The 22356-nt window shown below is 59.0% G+C and carries 20 protein-coding genes and 2 pseudogenes; 10 read left to right on the plus strand and 12 right to left on the minus strand.

Going from position 1 to position 22356, the window contains the following annotated elements:
* Positions 1 to 141 precede the first annotated feature (141 nt).
* The 4 genes from NKJ01_RS28865 to NKJ01_RS28880 are packed head-to-tail and all read left to right on the plus strand — an operon-like array spanning position 142 to position 5303.
* Positions 142 to 1281: a tyrosine-type recombinase/integrase gene (locus NKJ01_RS28865; protein WP_352733293.1), complete on the plus strand. Its 1140-nt coding sequence runs from the start codon at positions 142 to 144 to the stop codon at positions 1279 to 1281.
* Positions 1281 to 3044, plus strand: coding sequence for a site-specific integrase (locus tag NKJ01_RS28870; RefSeq protein ID WP_352733296.1), 1764 nt, complete (start codon positions 1281 to 1283; stop codon positions 3042 to 3044). Before NKJ01_RS28865 ends, NKJ01_RS28870 begins: the two co-directional genes overlap by 1 nt.
* Positions 3041 to 4867, plus strand: a complete 1827-nt coding sequence (locus NKJ01_RS28875; protein ID WP_352733299.1) for a site-specific integrase — start codon at positions 3041 to 3043, stop codon at positions 4865 to 4867. The genes NKJ01_RS28870 and NKJ01_RS28875 overlap by 4 nt, the downstream gene beginning before the upstream one ends.
* Positions 4854 to 5303, plus strand: coding sequence for a hypothetical protein (locus NKJ01_RS28880; RefSeq protein WP_352733302.1), 450 nt, complete (start codon positions 4854 to 4856; stop codon positions 5301 to 5303). Before NKJ01_RS28875 ends, NKJ01_RS28880 begins: the two co-directional genes overlap by 14 nt.
* Here the strand turns inward: NKJ01_RS28880 and NKJ01_RS28885 are convergent.
* The 5 genes from NKJ01_RS28885 to NKJ01_RS28905 form a co-directional block, all read right to left on the minus strand.
* Complete coding sequence (locus NKJ01_RS28885; protein ID WP_352733304.1) at positions 5287 to 6186, minus strand: ArdC family protein; 900 nt, start codon at positions 6184 to 6186, stop codon at positions 5287 to 5289. The two genes, NKJ01_RS28880 and NKJ01_RS28885, sit on opposite strands and share 17 nt — an antisense overlap.
* Positions 6187 to 6188: 2 nt before the next feature.
* The gene (locus NKJ01_RS28890; protein ID WP_352733307.1) at positions 6189 to 6878 is read right to left on the minus strand and encodes an ArdC family protein; all 690 of its coding nucleotides are present in this window, start codon (positions 6876 to 6878) and stop codon (positions 6189 to 6191) included.
* Positions 6879 to 7211: 333 nt separating this feature from the next.
* Positions 7212 to 8234: a hypothetical protein gene (locus NKJ01_RS28895; protein WP_352733310.1), complete on the minus strand. Its 1023-nt coding sequence runs from the start codon at positions 8232 to 8234 to the stop codon at positions 7212 to 7214.
* A 587-nt stretch (positions 8235 to 8821) separates the two neighbouring features.
* Positions 8822 to 9115 (minus strand): Y4lK-related protein, encoded by a 294-nt coding sequence (locus NKJ01_RS28900; protein WP_352733313.1) that lies wholly within the window; start codon positions 9113 to 9115, stop codon positions 8822 to 8824.
* 85 nt (positions 9116 to 9200) lie between these two features.
* The gene (locus tag NKJ01_RS28905) at positions 9201 to 9599 is read right to left on the minus strand and encodes a hypothetical protein (RefSeq protein ID WP_352733315.1); all 399 of its coding nucleotides are present in this window, start codon (positions 9597 to 9599) and stop codon (positions 9201 to 9203) included.
* Between NKJ01_RS28905 and NKJ01_RS28910 the strand changes: the two genes are divergently transcribed.
* Together NKJ01_RS28910 and NKJ01_RS28915 are read left to right on the plus strand one after the other, a co-directional pair.
* Positions 9598 to 10383: an ISAs1 family transposase gene (locus NKJ01_RS28910; protein ID WP_352733318.1), complete on the plus strand. Its 786-nt coding sequence runs from the start codon at positions 9598 to 9600 to the stop codon at positions 10381 to 10383. The two genes, NKJ01_RS28905 and NKJ01_RS28910, sit on opposite strands and share 2 nt — an antisense overlap.
* Positions 10301 to 10684, plus strand: a complete 384-nt coding sequence (locus tag NKJ01_RS28915; RefSeq protein WP_352733321.1) for an ISAs1 family transposase — start codon at positions 10301 to 10303, stop codon at positions 10682 to 10684. The genes NKJ01_RS28910 and NKJ01_RS28915 overlap by 83 nt, the downstream gene beginning before the upstream one ends.
* Positions 10685 to 10827: 143 nt before the next feature.
* Here the strand turns inward: NKJ01_RS28915 and NKJ01_RS28920 are convergent, their stop codons facing one another.
* Together NKJ01_RS28920 and NKJ01_RS28925 are read right to left on the minus strand one after the other, a co-directional pair.
* On the minus strand, positions 10828 to 11067 hold the full coding sequence (locus NKJ01_RS28920) for a type II toxin-antitoxin system ParD family antitoxin (RefSeq protein WP_352733324.1): 240 nt from the start codon (positions 11065 to 11067) through the stop codon (positions 10828 to 10830).
* Between the two features lie 156 nt (positions 11068 to 11223).
* A pseudogene (locus tag NKJ01_RS28925) lies at positions 11224 to 12569 on the minus strand (DUF8535 domain-containing protein); the annotation flags it as partial.
* Positions 12570 to 12980: 411 nt separating this feature from the next.
* Between NKJ01_RS28925 and NKJ01_RS28930 the strand changes: the two are divergent.
* Positions 12981 to 13310 (plus strand): hypothetical protein, encoded by a 330-nt coding sequence (locus NKJ01_RS28930; RefSeq protein ID WP_352733327.1) that lies wholly within the window; start codon positions 12981 to 12983, stop codon positions 13308 to 13310.
* Between the two features lie 929 nt (positions 13311 to 14239).
* On the opposite strand, the gene NKJ01_RS28935 is transcribed toward NKJ01_RS28930, so the two are convergent.
* The 3 genes and pseudogenes from NKJ01_RS28935 to NKJ01_RS28945 all read right to left on the minus strand — a co-directional run.
* Entirely contained in the window at positions 14240 to 14713 is a 474-nt protein-coding gene (locus NKJ01_RS28935; protein ID WP_352733329.1) for a DUF982 domain-containing protein, read from the minus strand.
* 11 nt (positions 14714 to 14724) lie between these two features.
* A complete protein-coding gene (locus tag NKJ01_RS28940) occupies positions 14725 to 15027 on the minus strand; it encodes a DUF982 domain-containing protein (RefSeq protein ID WP_352733332.1) in 303 nt (100 codons plus the stop codon).
* 695 nt (positions 15028 to 15722) lie between these two features.
* Positions 15723 to 15875, minus strand: a pseudogene (locus NKJ01_RS28945) (IS110 family transposase); the annotation flags it as partial.
* Positions 15876 to 16792: 917 nt separating this feature from the next.
* Between NKJ01_RS28945 and NKJ01_RS28955 the strand changes: the two are divergent.
* From NKJ01_RS28955 to NKJ01_RS28965, 3 genes are all read left to right on the plus strand, one after another.
* Positions 16793 to 17704: a DMT family transporter gene (locus NKJ01_RS28955; RefSeq protein ID WP_352733335.1), complete on the plus strand. Its 912-nt coding sequence runs from the start codon at positions 16793 to 16795 to the stop codon at positions 17702 to 17704.
* 3 nt (positions 17705 to 17707) lie between these two features.
* Positions 17708 to 18619: an argininosuccinate synthase domain-containing protein gene (locus tag NKJ01_RS28960; RefSeq protein WP_352733338.1), complete on the plus strand. Its 912-nt coding sequence runs from the start codon at positions 17708 to 17710 to the stop codon at positions 18617 to 18619.
* Positions 18620 to 18760: 141 nt separating this feature from the next.
* Positions 18761 to 19468: a 2OG-Fe dioxygenase family protein gene (locus tag NKJ01_RS28965; RefSeq protein WP_352733340.1), complete on the plus strand. Its 708-nt coding sequence runs from the start codon at positions 18761 to 18763 to the stop codon at positions 19466 to 19468.
* 1004 nt (positions 19469 to 20472) lie between these two features.
* On the opposite strand, the gene NKJ01_RS28970 is transcribed toward NKJ01_RS28965, so the two are convergent.
* Positions 20473 to 21525, minus strand: coding sequence for a nucleotidyl transferase AbiEii/AbiGii toxin family protein (locus NKJ01_RS28970; protein ID WP_352733343.1), 1053 nt, complete (start codon positions 21523 to 21525; stop codon positions 20473 to 20475).
* Positions 21522 to 22265, minus strand: coding sequence for a DUF6088 family protein (locus NKJ01_RS28975; protein ID WP_352733345.1), 744 nt, complete (start codon positions 22263 to 22265; stop codon positions 21522 to 21524). The genes NKJ01_RS28970 and NKJ01_RS28975 overlap by 4 nt, the downstream gene beginning before the upstream one ends.
* Between the last annotated feature and the right edge of the window lie 91 nt (positions 22266 to 22356).

The raw sequence follows: 22356 nt of genomic DNA on the forward strand, positions 1-22356 counted from the left end.
CGCGGCTTCCTCTAGCCCCCGCTCCCCCTCTTCCTACTTCTGAGTTGCTCCTGGCTCCGTGGCGGCGGCGCGGGGTGGGGGCGGGCCGCCGGCGGGCCCCCCCCCCCCCCGGCCGCCGGGTCGCCCGAATTGGAGACCTGTTTGGCAGAGCTGCTGTTCACCACCGATGACTTTGCGCCGATTGGCATTCCTCGGTCGCACGTTCCGATGCTGCTCGATCGCGAGATGCGGCTGGTTGAACCAGCTTGCGCCTGGCTATTGCATGTTGCCCTCGTGAGGGGACGGACGCGCAGCATCCACACGTGGCGCACTTACGGTGAGGTTCTCTACGACTGGTGGCAGACGCTCGAAGCCAATGAGTGGGCCTGGAATGTGATCGGGGTGGCGGAAATCGCTGCCTACCGCGATCGAATGCTCTCCGGTCGCAGCGATCATACGAGGCGAGCGTTTGCACGGAGCACCATCAATGGCCGGATCAGAACGCTCGCTCTGTTCTACCGATGGTGTGTCAATGCTGGCCTGACCGAAAATGCTCCGTTCACTGCGAGCGAACTGGCCTTGTCGCGGAGCCGGCCGCAAGGCTTTCTTGCGCACGTTGACGCGACAGGCGGACAGCAGGTCGTCAACGAATTGACTGTCCGACATACGCCGACGCTTCCCAGGCCGCTTTCGCCAGCCATGCTGCGGCGTGTAATGGCCAATTTGGGATCACGCGACCGACTGATCGTTGAATGGGCCGTCGCCACAGGCATGCGCCGGATGGAAGTCGCCGGATTGGGACAACGGGCGATTCCGCGATCCAACTCGGATGCCCTGACAGCCATCAAGATCGAGGAGACCAAGGGTGGCAAGCCGCGGACCGTTTATCCACCATCGCCTCTGGTCGATCGGACACGCGCCTATATGCGTGAAGAGCGCACCATCATTGTCCGGCGTGCGCGATCGCGACATGGCGACTATAGGGAACCGGACGCGGTCTTCCTTACGGAATCCGGACGCGCGATCAGTGCGCGGCGCATCGGTGCAATGTTCGCGGCAGCTGCGGCTGCCGAAGGTGTCACCGCGAGCTTTCATGCGTTGCGCCACACCTTCGCAACGGCGATGCTCCGGTTCCTGCAACGGCGGGCACAGCACGAGCCGGAGCTCAATCCCCTCCTGACCCTCCAGGTGATCCTGGGGCATGCCGACCTCACCACGACCGCAATTTATTTGCGCGTTCTGGCAACCGATCTTACTTTTGTGGAGGCATCGGTCGATGAGCTGTATGAGGCTCTTCTGTGATGGCCCGGCGGCGCAAGGATTATCGGCTCGCGCCATCACCGGTACCGCTGGCGGGCGTGCCCGGTTCTCTGATCGTCAACTTCCTTGATCCCGACGGCAAGCTGGAGCGCAGCTTCGACTTCTCGGTCTATCGCAACAGGCCTGGGGTCGCGGCCGACAGCATCATGCGGGCCACAGCGCCGCAACACGCAGGGGCGCCTTCCACATACTCTGTCGCTGGTTCGGGTTCCTGGATGAGCGAATGCCCTCTCGTCTCAATGCGCGAGGTCACCTCGGACGTGTTAAGATCGTTCATCGCATGGCTCAATGCCAAGTCATGGGCAAAAAGCACGCGTCACGCCAGCTGGTCGCAGCTCAAGCAAATGGTCCGTTGGTTGAAGCGGAACTGGCCAGGGCTAGTTGCACCAAATCTTGAGATCCCGTTCAACGCCTTCCCAAGGAAAAACGCAGAGACGCGCCCTCGCGACGCCTTGACCCGATCGGAAATAGAAGCGGTGCTAGTCGCGGCCAGGAGAGACATCGAGGAGAGCTGGTCGACTTTCCAAACAGGACAAGCCCTGCTCTCGCAGGTCGATCGCAAGGCCATCGCGCGGGAGCACGATCTTAGCCGCCTCGATCTCAACGATCTCGGCGTTATGCTTGCTGTCATCGTTGAGCATTATGGCGGCGTCGTTCCTCCGCAGAACGTCACATTGGAAAGGGGTGCGGGCCGGTGGCGGCTTTACTTCGCAGCGCTCAGACATGGCGGGACCCCAAAGCTCGTCAGCTATCTTCATACCCTGCCCGAAACGCTCATTCCCTACATGATCGCTATCGGAGCGCAGAGCTATGCGAACCCAGAGGCACTTCGCGAGATGCGGCGGGACTGCATGAGCGAGCATCTGCTGCTCGATGGACGCGAGGTCATGACCTGGTCGAAAGGCCGTTCCAATCGCATGCAACGTCGCAGCTTCCTACGTGACAAGAGCCTCTCAGTGCCGAACCTGATCGACCGCGTTCTGGCGATGACAGCACCACTGCTGTCGCATGTCCCAGCGAAAGATCACGATCGGCTGTTCCTGGCGGCAAGCATAAACGGCACGCGGGCGATCAAGCTGATTCCCGACTATCTGATGAGCAAACATGTTCGGCTGTTCGCTCAGCGCCATGGTCTTGCCGATGAGAGCGGCGCGCCTCTTGCATTGACCCTGGCGGCATTGCGCACAACGGGACTTACACTGGCGCATGAGGCGCTTGGGCACGACATCCTGAAAACCCAGATACTCGCCAATCACTCTACGCCTGACACGACGCAGCGATATGTCGATCGGCCGATTGCACGCAGGGCGCAAGAACGGGTCATCGGCAATCTTCAGGCCCGCTTCATCGACGTTGTTCGAGGCGCGGATGGCAGCCATAGGCACATCGAACTCGACACGCAGGTGATCGACGCCAGACATGCCACCGCTGCAGGGTTCACCTGCAGCGATCCTCTGGCGGGTGTCGCAGAAGGTCAGAAGGCAGGACGTCTCTGCACGGCCTGGCTTGGCTGCTTCACCTGCCCGAACGCCGTGATCCCGCTCGATTCGGACGTTTTGGCGCGCTTGCTGTCCACCCGGGACGCCCTCGTTGCTGCGCGCAAGACATTGGCGCCAGACCGTTGGAGGCTCCTCTATGCACCGAAACTGGAAATCCTCGAGAACGACATCCTGTCCCGCTTCTCTCCCGAACTGCACCTTGCGGCGTCAGGCATGACGGCGCCAGCTTTGCCGGTGATTGAATGAAAGCGCGGCTTGATAAGACTACCTCGATAGCAACGTGGATGGATGCAGCGGTATCGCCGAAGAGCCGCTTTGGCGACGACGAATGGCTGCTTGATATCCGAACGGCTGGTCGTCGCGCCGATCAGAACAGAATAGGCTGGCTGCTGCCGGTACCGAAGGAAGCGCTGATCAGCACAAAGGCCTGGATTGCCCTCCACGTTGCGGCAAAGCAGTTCCTCTGGTCCATGACCGTCAATCCGCCCACAGGTCGAAAACGACTGTCGGCAAGCTCGGTGCAGAGCAAGAGCATCAACCTGAAAACCATGATCAGGTGGATGGCGATAGATGGACTGGAGACGTTCAGCAGCATCGATGCTGCGGCGGTGGAGCGGTTGCGGGCCTGGCTTTTGACGCGGCCCGGATACAGCGGAAAGCCCATTACCGCCAACACCATTGTCAATTACATGGTGGTGCTGAAGGACCTTTATCGGCAACGCGCAAAGTTCGAAGATGCACCGTTGATCGATCCTCTACCACAGGAAACAACCTACGAAGCGGCGGGACTGACGCCGGCAACGAGAGGTGCGATCCCCTTCATCCCCGACGCCATCGCGATCTCCCTGCTGAACATCGCCTTGCAGTGGGTCGAAGAGCATGGTCCGACGATCGTGAAAGCGGAAACCATCCGTCGCGAAGCGCGGGCCTTTGGATTGACACAGCGCCATCGTCGCGGCCCATCGCATTTTGTCCGTAGCGCCTTAGCCCGTGCCGCATTGGCGGGGCCGGCAGGCGAACCCTTGTTGGGTGCCTATGCGGTCCGCCATGCCGCCACCCATCTCGTCGAGGCCTGCTATATCGTCATTGCCGGCTTCGTCGGCATGCGCGTGAGCGAAATCCTCTCGATGGAGGTTGGCGCAATCGAGTTCCGCGCCATCGGCGAAACCGGCGTCAAGCAGGCCTATGTCGTGGCCAGGCTCTTCAAGACCGTCGACCAGCATGGCGGGCGGGCGGAGCGCTGGATCGCTCCAGAACCTGTCGTGACAGCGGTCAAGCTGCTCGAGCAGTTGAGCGCGCCGTTCCGGGAGGTGTCTGGCAAGCGCGAGCTCTTCCTTGTGAAAAATACGCAGTACGGCGAGATCGTACCGGTCACCCAGATGCACATCGGCTGGCGGATCAATGACTTTGCCCGTCATGTCGGAGTGCCATTGCATGAAGGAAAACCTTGGCCCTTCAGCACTCACCAGTTCCGCAAAACCTTCGCGCGCTTCGTCGCGCGTAAAGACCGATCGCAGCTCCTCGGTCTGGCCGAGCATTACAAGCACGCGTCGGTCGCGATGACCGCGCGCGGATATGTCGGCAGCGACTTTGATCTTCATCAACTGGTCGACCATGAAAGCCGCGAAGAGACAGCGACAGCGCTGGAAAGGCTGTTGGTGAGCGACCGGCTCGCGGGACGGATGGGCGAACGGATTGTCGCGGGCAACGCGCGCTTCCGGGGACGCGCCGGCGAGCAAGTGAGGCGCGATTACATAGAGTTCGTGCTCAAGGAAACGGACCTGCGGATCCATGCCTGTGACTACGGCTGGTGTGTCTTCCAGTCGGAAACCAGCCGATGCAGCGGCGAAGTTGCGCCGAACGAGGCAGGCCGGAGCCCTTCGGTCTGCCTGGGGTGCGCCAACATGGTGATCGAGGCGCGTCATGCGCCGTATTGGCGGGACCGGCGGGCCCGCAATGAAGCCTTGATGCCGGGCGCCAATCCGATGACGGCCGCCGTTCTCACAGAAGCGATCGACCAGTGCGAATACGTCCTGAACAAGATCGGAGGAGATGATGAGCACATCTAATCCGCCATCCGCGTCAGCAACGTCCGCCGCTCGTGCCTATCGCGCGGCTCTTGCCCGTCTGGTCCGCGGCGAAGGACGTCATCCGGATCATCAGGGCCGAGTGGTACGGATCAATCCGGCTTCCGTTGCGCGGGAGGCAGGCAAGAGCCGCAATCCGCTCTACACGACCCACCGCGACATCCTCGATGAAATCGAGGCAGCTTCGCAGGCACCGGGGCCGGCCAAGGATCTGGCTGCAAGAGTGCAAGAGATGGGAGCAGAAATTGCGCTCCTGCGATCGGACGCCCGTCGGCACGCCGAAGAAAAACGCAAGTTGGCGACCGAGAACCTTTCCCTTCTGCACAGAGCAAGGGTTGCCGAAGCGCAACTGGCTTCATTGCAGCGGCGAGCGGCAACGGCGCCCGCCGCTGAACTGTCTGTCAGGCCGCTGCGCTGACCTGGCTGGATGGTTGCCGGGCATGCATCCAGTCGGCCGCCTGTTGAGCCTTGCTGGCGGCGGTGAAGATAGCGGAAGAGTCATTGCGCAGGACCTTTAGCCAACTTGAGATGTACGAGGCGTCATCAGGTCGAGGACCCGCCACAATACCGAGGTCTGCAAGGATCATCGATGACCCCACCTGGGCAATAATCTCCTCCATGGCATAGGCCTCGGAGCCGAACCGTCCGGATAGATCGCGGTCAAGTCGATGCTTTGCTGCCGTTGCATGGAGCCCTTCATGAAAAAGCACACTATAATGAGAGGCAGCATCCCTGAATGAACTGAAACTTGGGAGATGCACCCGATCAGCCGATGGCAAATAATAGGCTTCATTGCCGCCATAGACGGTATTGATGCCAAGGTTGGCGTAGAAAGCATCGGCATGGGCGACGCGTTCTTCTTCTGAGTGCGCAGCAATAGGTTCCGGCTCGTAGCCATCGACCTGCGCGCAGTTGAACACGGAATAGCCGCGAGCAAAGAAGCGGCGGCGCTCCGCTCCATCATCCGAACCGCTGTCATCCTCGTCACCGTCACCGCCGATCTGCTTCCAGAAAACGACCGTCGTGGAGCGCTCGCCTTTACGCACCTGAGCGCCAAGCGCCTGCCACTGCCGATAGGTTCCCCAGAGGCCTGTTGGATACGCGGCGCTTTGCGCCGCGACCCACAAGGCGAGTGTGTTCACGCCCCGATAGGCCTTGCCGGAGGCGACGTTGACGGGCCGCGCCGTCGCGGAGCCGTTGTGGTGCCAAGGCATGACATACTCGCCGGCGCCGGCTTCGATAGCCGCAACAATCTCGGCTGTTATGCGGGCGTAGACATCCGCGCGATCGAGAGAAGCCATGGTCAGGCCCTCCCAGCAACAGGCGTCGCGACAAGGAGGACACTTGCGATGAAACCTAACTCGTGTGCGACGCACGAAACGTAAGAGTCCGGCGACTCGAACGGCTCGAAGACGGGCATTCCGATGATGTCGTCAGTGAGATTGTAGTAGGCCCTGTTGCCGCCGTGACGGATCCTGGCGCCGGTATTGGCGAAGAAGGCGTCGGCGGTGATATAGCGCTCCATCGGCGAGAGCGGCTCGATTGGCGCGGGGGTGAACTGCGCCGGCAGGTTGTCGATCTGGTCGCAGTTGAAGACGCAATAGCCTTTCAGGAAGGGGATGCGCTGCTCGATTTCCTCGCCGTTTTCGCCTTCCTCGGTCTTTTCGATTGCACCGGCATAGACGACGAGTGTGGAGGTTTCTCCCTTTCTGACCTGTGCACCCAGCTCCTGGGCCTGGCGATAGGTCATCCAGTAGGGGGAGGTGTACCCATTAGCCGTCGCCTCCATCCAGAGCAGAACGGTGTTGATGCCGCGATAGGGCACGCCATTGTGGCGCAGCGGCCGTGTCGGCGTTCCGTTGGCGCCCCATGGCTGGTGCCAGGGCCGAACGCCGGCCTCGAGCTGCTCGACGATGTTGTCGGTGATGCGTTGATAGACGTCCTTGTCCGGACGGCGGACGGTGGCGGGACGCTTGCGGGATTTGCTGGTCATGACGCTTTCTCCGGTCACGGGACCGGGGAAAGCCTCTCTCTCCCACTCAGGCCCGTTCGACCGGGCCTGTGCTTTCTCTTACTCTTGAAAGGAGGACCTCGCCCGCCCACCTTCTGCCGGCCAGGCAGGGGCGATGCTTGGCGCATAAGGTTTGTGAGCGGCCGCAGCCTGGGCGTCGCAAGAGCGATCGTAGCCCGGACGGGGCGAGACCCGTTTCGGGGCTCGACGAAGCTTGGCAAGCGCGTCCGCGCAGCGGATGCCGAGCCTTAGCGGAGCTGAGCGCGGCCGCGCAGCGGCTTGCCCTTTTCGGCCTGGACGTTCACCACAGCGCGACTAACTCCATGGAGAAAGCGCTTTTAGAAGGTATCCCAGGCGCCCCTTCCGCGTCAGGCGCCAGCCGAAGCCAGGGGAAGCGTGACGCTGATCAATTCGATGGGCGTATCGGAAGGGAAATGGCGAATAATTTTCGAGAAACTTGGCATACCTTTCTCGGCTCCAGTTTCTCGAGTCCTCGTACGCGCTCTCATCGAAAACAATATCATCCACGTGAAAGTCAACGACGCCGGTGGGAGAGCGATTGACAACGACCCACTCAGCCTCTTCCACGGCGCGGCGTTGATCTCTGGCCGACGCGTCGCGGCTGGCAATCATATTGCTGAAATACAAGATGTCCTGGGCCGGCAGGCTTTGGCGCAGAAGGATCGGGTAAAAGGAATAGCCGCTATCGTCTCCCCAGGAATTCAGCACATCCATCTCGAATTGGACTTTGTCAACGCCCACGGCCTGCGCTGCCTTTTTGAGGGTCATGATTGTCTGGGCATAGTTTTCGCGGGAGGTGGCGCAATCACCGCGGTCAATAATCTTCCGGGTCAGATGAACTTCGCCAATCCCTTTCTCTTTGAGCAGGTTTTGCGCGTGCTGATGGATGTCGAGAAGCTCGTCACAAATTGCGTTCACCCGCCCGGGGGAGAGCATTTGGATGACATCAATGACCGTTTTCTTTTGTTTGTCAGTCAGATAGCCGCACAGATTCCGGTCAGAAAAAAATGGGAAGCGGTGGATGCCAAAAGCCCGTTGGACAAAAAAGGCCAGGAACGCATACCCCAAGCCCTTGCCCCATGTAAAACCGCTGAATGGCTTGTTCTCGAGGCCGTCGCCATAGGTAATGCAGGCATAGAGAAAGTCGTCCTTTATCGAGAAAATCTGCCTTTCCAATTGTAGATGCCGCTCTTCGTGGTTGACGCACAACATATGACCGACCGGAAAGAGGGCGTCCTGTTTTGTCGTTGTCGCGATGATCTCCCGCGCTGCGACCTTGTGAGACGGCAGGGTTTGAAAATCGGATTGAAACTGCACCTGGTTCCTCCTCAGATGACCGCGGTGTGGGCGTTGTCGACTGTGCCGAGGTCCGTTCAGAGAGGCGGCGTGTCGTTGGCGGTTTCTTCGTCGAAGCCGAGCGACCTCTTCGGGACCCTCATACCATGGCGTGGCGAACGCAGGCGCAGAGGAACAGGAATGTCACGGTCCACACCCCGATCGCGGCGTTGGGGTTTAGGATGAAGGGGGTGAACGATGCGGCGAAGATGAAATAGAACAGGCAAAGTCGAATGCCGAAATCTGGCGCCCGAGATCGAAACAGTCTGACACTGCATCACCTGTTTTAGCTGAACGAATGAGACGTTGTCAGGATAGCCACTCAACAGTCGATTGTCGAACGGCGAATTGTAGCGCAGTGCAATTTCTGGGTGCCGGGATCGACTCGCGCCAGCTTGGTCGTTGGCGGAAACCTGGGATCTTCCAACAACGAAGGCCCGGCCGCAATCCCGGGAAACTGGCGAACTGCGCACCTTCTCCGCCGGAACCGGGTATCGGCGCTTTGCGCGCCGCTCGATGCACGCGAACGCCTCGCTGGGATCTGCGTTTCGCGTCGAGCGTTTGCATCGCTACCTGAACCCCGGGCAGTTCGACGATGATCGACTGCCATCATTAGCCCCTGTCTGCGGCCCAATCTCGACATAGCGTCCGATCGACCACAGGTACGCGATTATTTCTGCCACGAGATAATCGCGTTCGCCGTAGATTTCGGCAATCCGTCGCAGCTGTGGCTGGATGGCCTCGCGTTGGGCTGGCGGTAAATCAACATCGCCGAAGACATATCCGAAGTGGCCGATTGCACAGATGTTGCAGCCGAGATCGACAATTGATTGTACAAACGCCGGAATGTCTTTTTCTTGCATGGTCTTCGTATCAAGGCTTCGATGGCGACGCCGTCTGGCCCGTCGCGTCTCGAACTGCTTCCTCCAGCACGGCCGCCGTGTATCATTAGTAATGGCCGCCAGCGTCGACGCTTGAGTGCACCGCCTTCGGCAGGGAAGAAAAAGCCGGACTCGAATACGGCCCGGCGAAGGAAGCGTCAAAGCCTTGGGGGGAACTCTGTCCAGCGGCTTGGGAGGAGATCGCTGAACAAGCCTCTTTTGGCCCTGTTTTCGCTCGGTTGCGACGAAGATGATTCCAAATTGCGCCCGCGAACTGGATTTTTTTGCCACATTTCGGATTTGTTGAGACGAACAGAATGTCGGCGTGCAGCCGGATCCATTCTTGTGCGGACCCGGAGTTGGGCAGGGGAATCGCAGATAAGTTGATTTGCTCTTGCCAAGTAGGAAAAGAGGGATTCTTGAGAGGCTTTCTCGTTACAGAGGGGGCCGCAGTGCCGTTGGTCATGTCTATCCTGCGAGAGGTTCGAGATCCGCGCGATATCAATGCGCGGCATAATCTTGCGGAGCTTCTGTTCCTGGCGCTTGCAGCGACGCTGTGCGGTGCCAAAAGCTGTGTGGACATTGCTGAATTCGTGGAGGGGCGGGAAGACGATCTGAAAGAGATCGTCGAACTGAAGCATGGATGTCCGAGCCACGACACCTTCAGCCGGGTGTTTCGGCTTCTTGATCCGCAGGAATTGTCGAGCGCGCTGAGCGCCTTCATGTCGGCGTTGCGGCGCGAACTTGGACTTGGCCCGCCGCGTGGCGTGGTGGCTATCGACGGCAAGGCGCTCAGGCGCGGCTATGAGAAGGGGCGTGCCTTCATGCCGCCGCTGATGGTCAGTGCCTGGGATGCCGAGACCAGGCTGGCGATTGCGGCAACGCGGGCGCTGGCCTCCGACGAGGTCGGGGCGACGCTGGCGTTGCTGAAGAGCTTGGATCTTAAGGGCTGCACGGTCACCGCCGACGCCCTGCATTGCCGCCCCGACACGGCCCAAGCGCTGATTGCGCAGAAGGCGCATTACGCCTTCGGGCTGAAGGCCAATCGTGGCCGTCTGTTTGCCGCGGCTGAGAAAAGCTTTGCCGCGGCAGGCGAGATCGCCTGCTTCGAAACGCGCGACACTGCTCACGGCCGCACCGAAGTGCGCCGAGCCAGCATCTTGCCGCTTGCCAAACTCAAGGACCTGCCTGTGTTCCCAGGCCTCAAGGCCATCGGTCGCAATCGAAGCCCTGCGCACGGCCGACAATAAAACGGCTGCGTCGGTCCGCTACATCGCACTCTCCAAGCTGCTCACGCCCAGGAAATTGGCCGAGACCGTACGTGCCCACTGGACAATCGAAAACCAGTTGCACTGGAGCCTAGATGTTGTCTTCCATGAAGATGACGCCCGCACCCGAAAGGACAACGCTCCACAAAGTCTGGCCGTCATCCGAAGGCTCGCGCAAAACATCTTGGCTGCCCATCCGCTCGACAAACCAATTGCCAGCAAGATGCGAAGGGCAAACTGGAGCAAAGATTTCTTCTATGACCTCTTTACTCATATGCGATAGCCCTGCGGAGTTGGGGGATTCAGGCTTTGTCTTATGTCGCTCGAGGGTGAAGTACGAAATTTTGACCGGGCACGAGGTGTCGGTACTCTAAGGCGCTGCAACGTCCTTGCGCGCTTGCTCGCGCGGAATAACCAGCTTCGCCGTCACGCTTTGGAGCGGCTTTGCATGCGATCCCGCAGGTTTTCGAAGTAGCGGTCGTCGATTGGCTCGGTCGGCGGCGATGATGCACCGTCCATGAGCAGGTCGCGCAACTGTTCGCGATCCCGATCACGCCGGATCAATTCTCGAACGTACTCGCTGCTTGTGCCGTATCCTCGTTCGGAGACCTGTTGGTCGACGAAGGTTTTGAGGTTATCGGGCAAGGATATGTTCATGGTGCTCATGCGCGCAAAGATGCTTTATGGCAAAAAATGGCGAGGATGACGTAGCCGTTACACCTTCACCACGTATTCCGTCTTAAGCGGCGGGATGCCCTCGCGAATTGAAGAGCCGTGTGTAGTCGCATTTCGTTCCGTCGATATTTGACGCGGCGCCCGCGTCGAATGCCGGGAATGCTCGAGCACCCAATATAGCAGCCTCTTGCCGGTCTCTTCGGCGTTCGCTTGCGAAAATATCCGCCGGCCGGATTTCGAAGACAGGCCCGATCTCGCGCATCCGAGGGAGCGTTTTTTCCTTCGCGGCCTTGTATTCTTCGGTGTCCATGCCGAAGGCCTCGACGAAAAGGTTCACTGGGTCATAGTTGCCATAGACTGTCTCGAGCACGAAGTCGGGGCGGCATAGTCCCGAAGGCGTTTGCCATGCAAACAGCGGTTTGGTGATCCTGATGCGCAGTTGCGGCGCGGCTTCAAAGAGGGAGCGCTGCAACCAGAACAGCATGTGTGAAACGTCGCGTTCGAAGCCAGATTTCGACGGGAAACAGTGTATCGCCGTTGTAGACTGGCTGCGCATAGCCCTGAATTGCCCTGATCGGGCCTTGGTCATTCTCCTGAAAATCGGCATTGAGGATGGTGAGGAACGGACCGCGGCTTGCGGGATCGCCTCGCAGCGGCTGGCGCACTTTGGAGTGGATCTCGATCTTGCGCGCGTTCGAGGCAGGCGAGACGGCCTTGGCCGAGACTGTCGGCGAAAAGAGCAGCATGAAGCCGGTGCGGCGCAAGGCTTCGGGCCAGTCGGGGCGTGATTTGTCGAGCAGCGCCTGCCAGCGGCTGTATGGGTCAAAGTAGTCTGCCGCCCAAGTGGACATGAGCGCGCCGAGCGTCCAGGTGCGCAGAACCTTGAGCTCGCGTGCGGCATGGCGAAGTTTGGAGAGCTGAGGGCTGAGAGCGAATTCCGGCCGATCCTGCAGCGGCGGGATCACGTTCACGCCGGCTTTGCCCATCAGCCTCCAGAGGATGACGCCGAGCTTAGAGGGCCTGTCGTTGCGTTCAACGGACCGCCCCGGCGCCGACGCGTCGCGATCGGCAAGCCGGTCGGGGATAGCAGGCAGAGCATCAACATAGGCGCGCTCGGTTTTGGGCAGCGGTCTGATGTTGTATCCTTGGTCGAAGAGCGCAGGGGTATCATCCTGATCGACATGGAAGGGACACGTGTCGGCATGGTTTGGCCGATCTCCATGTTGATGCGGATCTCCGTCCTTTGGTGTGAGGCGGCGCAGCGTGAAGGTTTTTTCCTGCTGAATCGGCGCGAGCAGCGGCTTGAATTGGCTGGAAACGCAGTCGCATTCGATCCAGCCGTCCATAGTCTTGGCGCGTTTGATGGCGGTAAGGGCGATGCGATCATCGTCTTTGTTGCTGGAATTGCCGTACCAAGCGCGCAGCGCCATCGCTTCCCGCTCAGTGATGGGGGCAAGTGGATGGCCGGGGCTGTTGCGGACGACGATGCGCATTGGATTCTTTCGATTAGTACCCCATGAGCCAGACTTCATAGCCGAGATAGGCGGCGGCGATGACAGCGGCGACGAGCGGTTCGAGCCAGGAACGGGAAGCTGCGAAGCGGCTCCTTTCGATGCGGGCCGAACTATAGATGAAGACCGAACGACGGCGAGCGCATCATCGATCGTCAGGCATCCGACGATGGTGGGCGCCAGCGCCATTTGATCCTCCCCAATCCTCACGGATTCTAATGGCGGTGCGGATTGATCGCAATCTAAACGGGCATTTTGTACCGAATTCGTTTGGCGTTTTCCTGTTCGCAGGCGAGCTGCCCGCCTGTTCATCACCATGCAGCGCCCCGGAAGACTTCCGGCTATTTCGCAGGGGGCCGCTTCGGCTCGAAAGAAATGTCTCGATATTTGCCCATGATCATCTCGACTGGCATGGATGGCGAACTGCGCTACCGTCAAGATAATCTCAATCGGGCGACGCGTTTATGTCAAATGGCCGTGGTGGCCGCAGCTGTGCCCGGCCTATCAGCCGAACCCTTTGAAACTAGATTCATTTCCCCTCAAACAATAGTGCCGGCGAGTCGATTTACTGATTCGCATAGGGTTGTGGGAGTGCGACGCGCGGGCGAACTGGAAGGGCTTTTACTGGGCAGTGCGGAAAGCCTGCTCCGGTTTCCTTCGAAAGGTCCCGAACGGCGGATCGACGACCATCAGCGCCGGCTCCAGGCCACGGCCAGCGCATGATCATCAACGAGCGTCACGCCCAGCGTTGACGCCAGGCCCTGGAAAACCATGCCGCGCTGTCGCCGACGAGAACAATGTCGCAATTCGATCGACGAGCTTTGGAATCGGCGCAACCTGTGTTCGTTGGCAATGTACGAGCGCGTGAACACCTGCTCTCCGCCTCAACAGCGCAGCCGAGACCGGGCAGTTCTTTCTGGAGTTCCCAACCGCCGGAGTGCATTTTTCGCCAGACGCTCAAGAAAGAGCCCCGGGTGTACGAGATTTTATTGCCCTGGATCCAGACGGAACTCTCATATTGTTTGCTGGTCCAGCCGACGAAAGGAGGCTGGCATGGCTCTCGGGCAAAAGGCCGCTCCGTGTGTCGCAACAGACCACGAGCGGTTCTTATAGACCGCCAGCAACCTTGCGCGGCCATCCAACGCTTGGAGCCGAACACACCTTGCAGCAGCGCCGGCACATCCACATCGGCATCGAGCTGCGGCCAGTGCAGGCCAAGGCCGGTCGGGCTAATCCCGCTTTCGGTGGACAAGGCTCAGAAGAGCCGACATGGATAAATCGGTTTGTCGGGGGCGAGGATCGCCGGCAAGCGACACTCTTTCCCGAGTGCCTGGACGTTTAGGTGATGCAGGACAATCCGGTCCGACGCATCGAAGTCTTCATCGAGAACTCGACCTCGGCGCCGTCGGCTTTGCCGGGTCGTGCTGTTAGCGACCAGCGGCCTGCCTATCATCCGAGGCCGATCCTGCGGAGCCAGTTGCTGCGCCGTCTGTGGGGAGACCCGCTCCGGGGCACAAGCGGCGCGAACTCCCTTCTCCTTTCCATCAAGATATCGCAGTGCCGCTCTTCGCGGCGAACGGCTGCTCGACGCTGAAGCCGAACGCGGTGCTCGAACCTGGGCATAGCCAACCGATATCGCGCGGCTTCACTTTTTAGTCACTGCGCAGGATTTTTGCTTCGAGCGCGGCTGCGACGAAAGCTCTTCGTGCAGTTGGTGGATGAGCCTCGCCACGCAATACTTGCCGACAGGCGTCCATCGCTATCTTCCGTTTCTCGGTCCGACGACTAACATCACGGAGCAAGATAGCGGCCGCGTCATTGACGTCGAACACGACACGCTCCGAGCTGTGACGGCTAACCTTAACAACCACTGGCCGCTCAAATCTGCTCAAGCCGATCATCTCTCCGCCTCCTCGGTCGCACTTCTTTGCCAGCCGAGTGGTTCCGCTGCATCTTCGTCGCTGGACTTGGCACTTGCGACCGAATGCAGTGGGTCTGGTTTGTGATGGGGGTTGCGCGAGATCTGCCGTTTTGCTGTTGATTTTGAGAAGCTTTTGCTTTCGGCGAACTGTGAAATCTCGACACAGTGCCCTCCTTGGCGTGCTGCCCGCGCCAGCCTCGCACATTTCGCCTACGCCTACACTTGCACTTTTCCACCGCCCGACTTGCAGGCAGCGAGCCACTGCATCGCGGCGGTTGTATCTTCCAATATAGCGGCCCGTCTCGCAAAGCCGAAAAAGGCATTGCGCGCTGCGCTTACAGGTATTCGCCCGTCATATGCATCATAGCACGCCTTGAGGGCGGCTTCGTGGATCAAGTCTCTGCGGTCTCCTGGCCACTCATTGAGGAAATCGATGGCGTCGGCCAGGCTGGCAATCTCTTGCACGATGTACGTTGCACGCTTAACGAAAACTGGGCTGCGGAAAGCATCAGGGTTCATTCGTTCCTCCCGACCTGCTGAATACCTACTTTGCGTGATGAGCCGCCTCATCGACATCCGCCGAGCATTGCAGAATGTGTTGTCAGAGCGATGACGGTTTAAGAGGAAGGCAGCGGGTCGTAGTCCTCTGGTGCAGTAGGGGAGCTTGAGAGTCACGGTTTGGCAGCCCATCACCTCGGGCCATTGGGCAAAGATCTGCACGCTGACTCGAGCGTGGCTTGGCAGTCTATTTGGGCGCTCACATGCCAATGCGGCTTCGCACCCGCGATCGGTCAAAGTTCTCCTGTTGGTCGCTATTCGCTGAAGGAAGCCTCGACATTACCGACACGAGCGCGGGCGGTCGGCAGACCGCCGGTCGGTGGTACTCCGCATGCAGCGCCGTCGCCTTCTCCGAGAAACGTCCTCTGTGGATGGCTCCCGCGATGCAAGAGGTAATTGGACGTTACGGCGCGTTGGGCGGGTGCAGTCTTCTGTCCGGCCTGTTGATGCAGCCATCCGAGACTGCTGGCCCTGATGGGACCGGCGAACTGGATCTCAATCTGCCTATCAGGCTATGGTGCTCGGACATTCGACGGGTTGTCCCTGTTCCCGGCCTGACCAGTCTCGCCATCACATCGCGTCGCTCTCACAACCTACTGGTAGCCGATCGATCGGCCCGCCTGTTCTCTGTCCTAAAATTTATCTTCTTCGCAACCTTACACCGCAAGGTTCGCGGCATGACGAGCTTGAGGTCTCGCGCGTACCATGATCGCCCAGACCACACGGGCCATCTTGTTCGCCATGGCCACACTCGCCAAGCGCACGGGTTTCCTGGCGAGCAACGCGACAAGCCGAGGATCCGCTGCCGCCCCTCGAGTTTTGCGAAGGTGTCGGCCCGAGCCAGGCGGCGAACTCCCGACCCGTGCGGGTGCGACGGCAGTCGGCCACGAAGCGACGGGCAATATCCTCGTTCGACACTGCCAAGTCGGCTTCCCGAAACAGCCATTCCTTCAGTTCGCGCGCACCGCCCGGAGAAAGTACGAAGCTGTACAGCGTCCGCAACTACGGCAAGGTGCTCGTGCCGCGTTTCCTTGCGCGCGGCGTAGTCAACGAGATCGTCGGTATGTAGGCCAAGCTGCATCGGGGCGAGGCTTAGAGACCGCGCCGAGGTCGTTCGGGCCGCTCTGCGAGCCGGAAGCCGCCTCGCCCTTCGACTTTTCATTTGCGACAGGCCCTGATGAATTGCCAAGCCGAGCTGCAGCGGGAAACCTGTCAGGATAACAGGATCACAGCGTTCGGTTGCATGCCCGGCAGTCGGACTCATTGTCGGCCTTCTGACAATGTTGGGTATGAAACACTGCACTATCAAAACGATCGTGTTGTCTAAAAATGGTTTTCTGGATTGGCACGGCATTTGCTTTGCTGAATCACAAATACCTACGGCACGAACCTGCAGGAGTTCCTCCATGAACAGCCTCAGGCAGTCGCTACAGCAAGATCTGTGCATGCGAATCCGCCCTCCGGTTGCAATCGGAATGGGCCGAGCTTGTAACCAAACACTCCCCCTACTGCATGTGGGGACGCCAAAATCTCGCGACGCGGGCCACGACTGGACAAAAAGCCGCTCGATCGTCCCGCCGCTTAATGAAGTCCAGTGGTGGGACATCGATGAGCGCCTCGCGGAAGGCCGGACAGTTCCGCGATACCAACGTTACAGGGACGGCCTAATCTGTTTTGACTCGTTCTGCACAGTAGGATGGATGGCTAGCACAAAGGATACTTGAACGTGGACGTTTTCGAACGTGCTTCAATACCTGCGAGGAGGTCACTGACCTCATCCTTCTCGGCCGACCTGGCCGTACTGGGTGTCGCATTCGTTTGGGGCGCGAGCTATCCGGTCGCGAAAAGCGCACTATTCTATGCGCCGGTTTTGATCCTCATTCTTTATCGTTTCCTGATTACCACGATCTTTATGGCAGTGGTGGCAAGACATGAGATCGCGTCGATCTCTTGGGGCGATTGCATCCGTGGCCTCGTATTGGGGACAATACTTTTTTCAATTTTTATTGCTGAAACTTACGGTGTTGTATCAACAAGCGCAATGAATACGGCCTTGATCATTTCGCTTTGTGTAATTTTCACGCCGATCATTGACTATGGGCTATCGGGGCGACTTCCACCTCCGGGCATATTGGCAAGTGCCGCCATATCCTGCATCGGTGTCGGCCTTCTCACTGGCGGGATCGGCAAGTTCAGTCCGGGTGACGCGCTTGTGCTGGGGGCTGCGATTCTGCGAGCAATTATGGTCGTTTCCACCAAACGCCTTCTGGCCGGCCGGCAGATTTCGTCTGCGGCACTGACGGCCATCCAGGGATCGGCGGTGGCAACACTCACTTTCGTTTTAGCCGTGGGTCAATTCGGAATCTACGGCCTTATTGTGAAGGCCCCCCTTCAGTTTTGGGGCGCCGTCGCCTTCCTTTCACTCTTCTGCACGATCGCTGCATTCTACATTCAAAACGCCGCGGTCAGAAAATCCACGCCGACACGGGTTGGCTTGCTGATGGGAACAGAACCCTTTTTTGGTTTCGTCCTCGCGCACCTTCTCCTGACAGAATCTTTGACCGCAACGGGCTTGATAGGTGCCGGCCTCATCCTCGCCGGAACCTTTGCCGGCATCTTTTTTGAGAGCAGGACCTGACAAATGAACCCCGTTGCGAATATTGAAGCTGTCGCGGTGGATGTCGGAACTTCCATCGATAAGCCTTTGCTGGAACAGACGGTAGCCGGGTTCGGCGCGCGCTTTGTCTGTCTCGAAGGGCGGGAAGCTTTTGTCGAACGAGGCGTGAAACCCGCCATTCGGGCCCACGCCAAGTACCTTGGTAACTATCCGCTAAGCAGTTCCTTGAGCCGTCCCGTAATCGCCTCGTTGATTGTTGATCATGCAACATCAATCGGCTCACGGCTGCTTCTTCATACAGCAAGTCTTTCGCAGAATAGTCTTCCGCGCCTTAACAATAGCATCAAGAGCTCGGGATTTTCCGGCAACTTCGGCAGTCCGTATGAATGCTCGGTGATTTCCCGGCAGCAGAAGGCCGCCGCCCTCTCCAAGTTCGGGCTGACTTTTGTGACGGACCGCACCTGGAGCGGAGACGAAAACCTCTGGTGCCGGGAATTCGAGTCTGGACCTTTGGAAGATCCCGAGAACTTTTCTATCCCGGAAGAGGCGTTTGATTGGACGCGCAACATCGCCACAGAGCAGCCGGTAGAGATCAAACTCGGATTTATCGACGGAAATCTCGTGTCAATTGATGACCGTGATGTTGCACTGATCGACACAATCCCGCTCCTGAATAAAGCAGTTGGTAAATTCGGACACGGCCGCTTTGTCGGGCTCGAACACATCTCAACCGGTGAAAAGGTTCTCGAAGTCCGCGAGGCCCCCGCAGCGGCCATCATCATGGACGCGCTGCGGCACCTCGAAACCGCTTCCCTTGGCGTCGGATCAATCGTGTTGAAGGAAGGGCTTGAGCAAGCCTGGTCCCAGGAGGCGGTTTCAGGTGCATGGGTCCGCGCTCGAGGGCGTCAGCGGGAGCGTCAGCTACATAGTCGATAATACGCGCTTTTTACCTCGGTCCATCATAGCCAGCACGCCGAAATACATTACGGACCGCCACCTTTGGGAACACCAAGCCGCGAGCCACCAAGCGTCCTTTAAAACTTCCCCCTCGCCAAATTACCAAGACGGGAGACACCCATGAAAAAGGTCGCACCCCAGGCGCTATGCAGCCTCAGTCAAGAATGCACTGATCATCTGGTGACGAATGGATGGTGGTTTTCGAGAGGTGAGCGCACCGAAGCCGGCTTCGGCATCGAAATTGATGCTGGCTGGAAGAACTTTGCTGACCACTGGAATCGACTGCTTCTCGATGAATACATGCGTGACGGCGGGACCTATCGCTACCGGCGCTATGGTGCGTTTGAATATGACGCAGTTGACGGAATTTTTCGGCTCCTGCCGCATGCCCCTTACGAGCAATCGAAAGCCATCAACCACTTGAATGGCGGCTTCAAGCGCTACTTCGAGCCCTTTGAACAATCCTTTATAGATCATACTGTCTTAAACAAGATTCTGACAGGTTTCTGCAGAATTCTTTGTGAAACCACAGGACATGATCGTTGGAATATTAAGCTTCATCCCTACCGGATTGTTGCACGCGACGGTGTAAACGGCAAACCAGCACCCGAGGGCCTTCATCAGGACGGGGTGGATTTCATCGTTTCTTACATGATCGGGCGGGTTAACGTGACCGGCGGTATGAGCACGATTACTGATGCCTCGCAGCGGTTCCTCGGCGATGTCGAAATGAACCTTCCAAATGATTTCGTGATTTGCAACGATCGCAAGACGTTTCATGATGTATCACCGATCGTGACCGAAAATCCGAAAATGCCGTTCTCATAAAGCGAGATCGCTGTCCATACCTGTGGGAATGCTTGAGGCAGGGTCGGACATATCAAACGCCGCCTGATCAGTCGGATAATCTGCAAACGGGTGGAAGACCGCTCTTGTGATGTGTAGTTTGGGACTATATTCGAGGCTTGATTCCGTTGGACGCGAGTGCCTTCCGGCGCAGTACCGCCAAGAGAATTCGTCCACTGTCCGAGTCACCACACGGGCTCGCCGAACAGGAACTTGGAACGCTTCTTCATGCTGTCTTAGGTGATATAGCCGCCCGGAGTGCTGCGACATGTGCACGATAGCATCAGCTCGCGACGAAGGATTGCTAACGGCGAACTCATGCCGGTCGGCGAGGCGATACTGGCTGGAGCATCAACTCGGCCGACGAGAGTGGCCCACCATCCTAGGCAGGATCGGCCGACATGGCCGGCAGCCGGCATCGCGCGCCGCTCTGAAAAGAGCACAGCGGGCATCCAGACGCTGCCGGGTTGACTATGGGTGTCCGAACCGCGAAAAGGGGCCGCTCTTCATGAGTGGCGTGCGCCGGCAGTCTAACCCCAAGCCCCCCGCCCAGGCTGCCGGCGCGCTTCTAGCTTTCAAATACTTGATGCATTTGCGCTTTGCGTACCTCCGTGCATGTTGCTCGATGCCAGGCGGAGGCCTCTGTATCGCGCATCGATGCAACGCCCAGGCGTTGATCCCCATCATCGCGGCGATCGCTTTGCCGCGATCGCCGCAGCCGTTTTCGAGCACGACAATCATGCCAGGCGGTGTCGGCAGCGATGCGCATGCAAAAATTCACAGATGCATGCTAGACTTAGACTAGCGCATCCTCGCCATCGCGCTCGGCTATGAAGCCGCCTTCTTAGCTACGTCGCAAAGGTTATCCGGCCAAGGCCGGTTCAATGGAATGAAATGAGGCCTTTTGGGTCCTGAACTTTCAACTTCCAGACTGCCTTTTATGCGACTTTTCGAGCACAAATGGCGAACATACAGCAGGCTGAACGTCAACCTTTTGGCGCGTTCAATAGCGTTTCCAACTGTCCGACGCTTTCGAGCACCAAGTTGAAATTCGGCACAGGCCCAAAAATCATGGCGGTCATGGCACCATAGTCTCGCCGCAGGGCATCAACCATTTCGTCATGAGGCAGCAGGGCGAAGGTCGGCGGTTCAGCTGATGCAAGGTCGTAGTCCTTGCGGTTGAAAAACATGCGAGCATGAGCCACGCAGTCGGCGCCAAGGTCTGTATTCGCGATCGCCCGGCGGCCGGTTTCGGACTCCATGAGCCGATGAATATCATAGTAGTGTCGCGAGATCCGTTGGCCGCCACCACGCAGTTCACCGCGACGCTCAAACCAGCGCCGCAAGCCATGAAGGATCACGACCTTGTCCCAAAAGGTCCGCTCCGGATCGACCGTAGTGACGTCTGCCACACTTAGATCGAGACCTGGCGCGTCCTCGTCGACATAGGGTCGGATGATCTGCGGCGTGTTCGGATCGAGCGCTGACTTCGCGCCTGACTCAATCTTTACCGCCGGACGGACATACGCCTCAACAGGCGTCGCGGTCGGATACCAAAGCAGAAGGGTCTGCCTGTCATCGTCGTCAGTTCGTACCTGAAAGTCATTTTGCGGCAGTCCCGTGCGCTCTGCGGCTGCGGCTACCAATACAGTCAGGGCCTCCGCCATCGGTCCTTGGATATAGGCCGTACAGGCGTCCTTGATGGCATCCAGCTTCGCCTCGCGCTTGGTTCGACTGAGGTTCTGAAGTTCGGCGATCGACGTCCCCTCCCCCAGATCATCGCGGAACACAGTCACGTCGACGTCTTCCGAAAACCGGCTGATCAGGCCGAACCCCTTGGAAAGGGAGGTGCCGCCTTTGAATAGCAGCCGTGGACTGTCGTCGGGCATGCCGTTGAACAGCGCGTCCAGGGTCCAGCACACCCAGAAGTCCTTTTCGATATTCTGCGGCGTGGAGCTAAGACGCTGAGCTGTTGTCGTAAACAGGCCCGCCCTTGTCTCGGCGTCGGCGCTCAGAACTTGGTCATAAGCAGAATTCATTGGCTCGGCATTCTCGGTGGCGTAGTCCCATTCGGCTGGAGCTGGCCTTGGGATATCTCGGCCGCGTCCTTCAGCAGGGACTTCAAAAGAACTTGCATCCAAGCGGGAAGGGTTGGCAGGCCTTCGGCCAGATCGGCCCGGAGGCGCTCACCTTGGTCGGGATCGTTCAGCAGTCGGCGCAGACGCCGCAACAGTTTCTGGTTTCCGTCATCCTGGCCCAGCATATCGCGCAGCCAATGCAGCGCCTGGACGACGCGCATTGCCGGGCGCCCTGCCCAATAGAGTTTGCTGGCCGACGTGGGCCGGAAGGTGATGTCGAGGTTGCCAAGGCGAATCGGCCGCAACCGCGCGTCGGCGTGAACGACGATGCGAGCCGGCACCGCGTCAGTCAGACCGAGGTCATTTGCTGCGGTCATGCCGTCGACGAGGACCCGGATCTGATCGCGCCGTGCCACGGCGTCAATGACGCCACGGGGGTCTGGTGGGCTTTTCTGCTGGGTCAGGGTGTTGAATGTCGGTCGATCGTACAGTCCGCGATCAATCCGCCGCAGCTCAGCGGCCTTGACCATCCGCTGCAGCACCTTGTCCACCGCATCGCGATTGCCAAGGTCAAGAAAATCCGCGGGCGTCCAGACCGTGCGTGGTGGACTTGCCACCATGCGATCTTGGATGAGAGCCTTCAGGTCGGATCGAGTCTCGCTCATGTCCGAAATATGTATACGTATTTCGGACGAATGCAAGCCTGGAATGTCCGAAATATGTCCACATATTTCGGACCAGCAACCTGGCTAACTTGCTACCTAACAATCCAAGTAGCTGCCGAGGTCGACG

It is taken from the genome of Mesorhizobium sp. M0276, assembly GCF_040321755.1.
GTDB lineage: Bacteria > Pseudomonadota > Alphaproteobacteria > Rhizobiales > Rhizobiaceae > Mesorhizobium.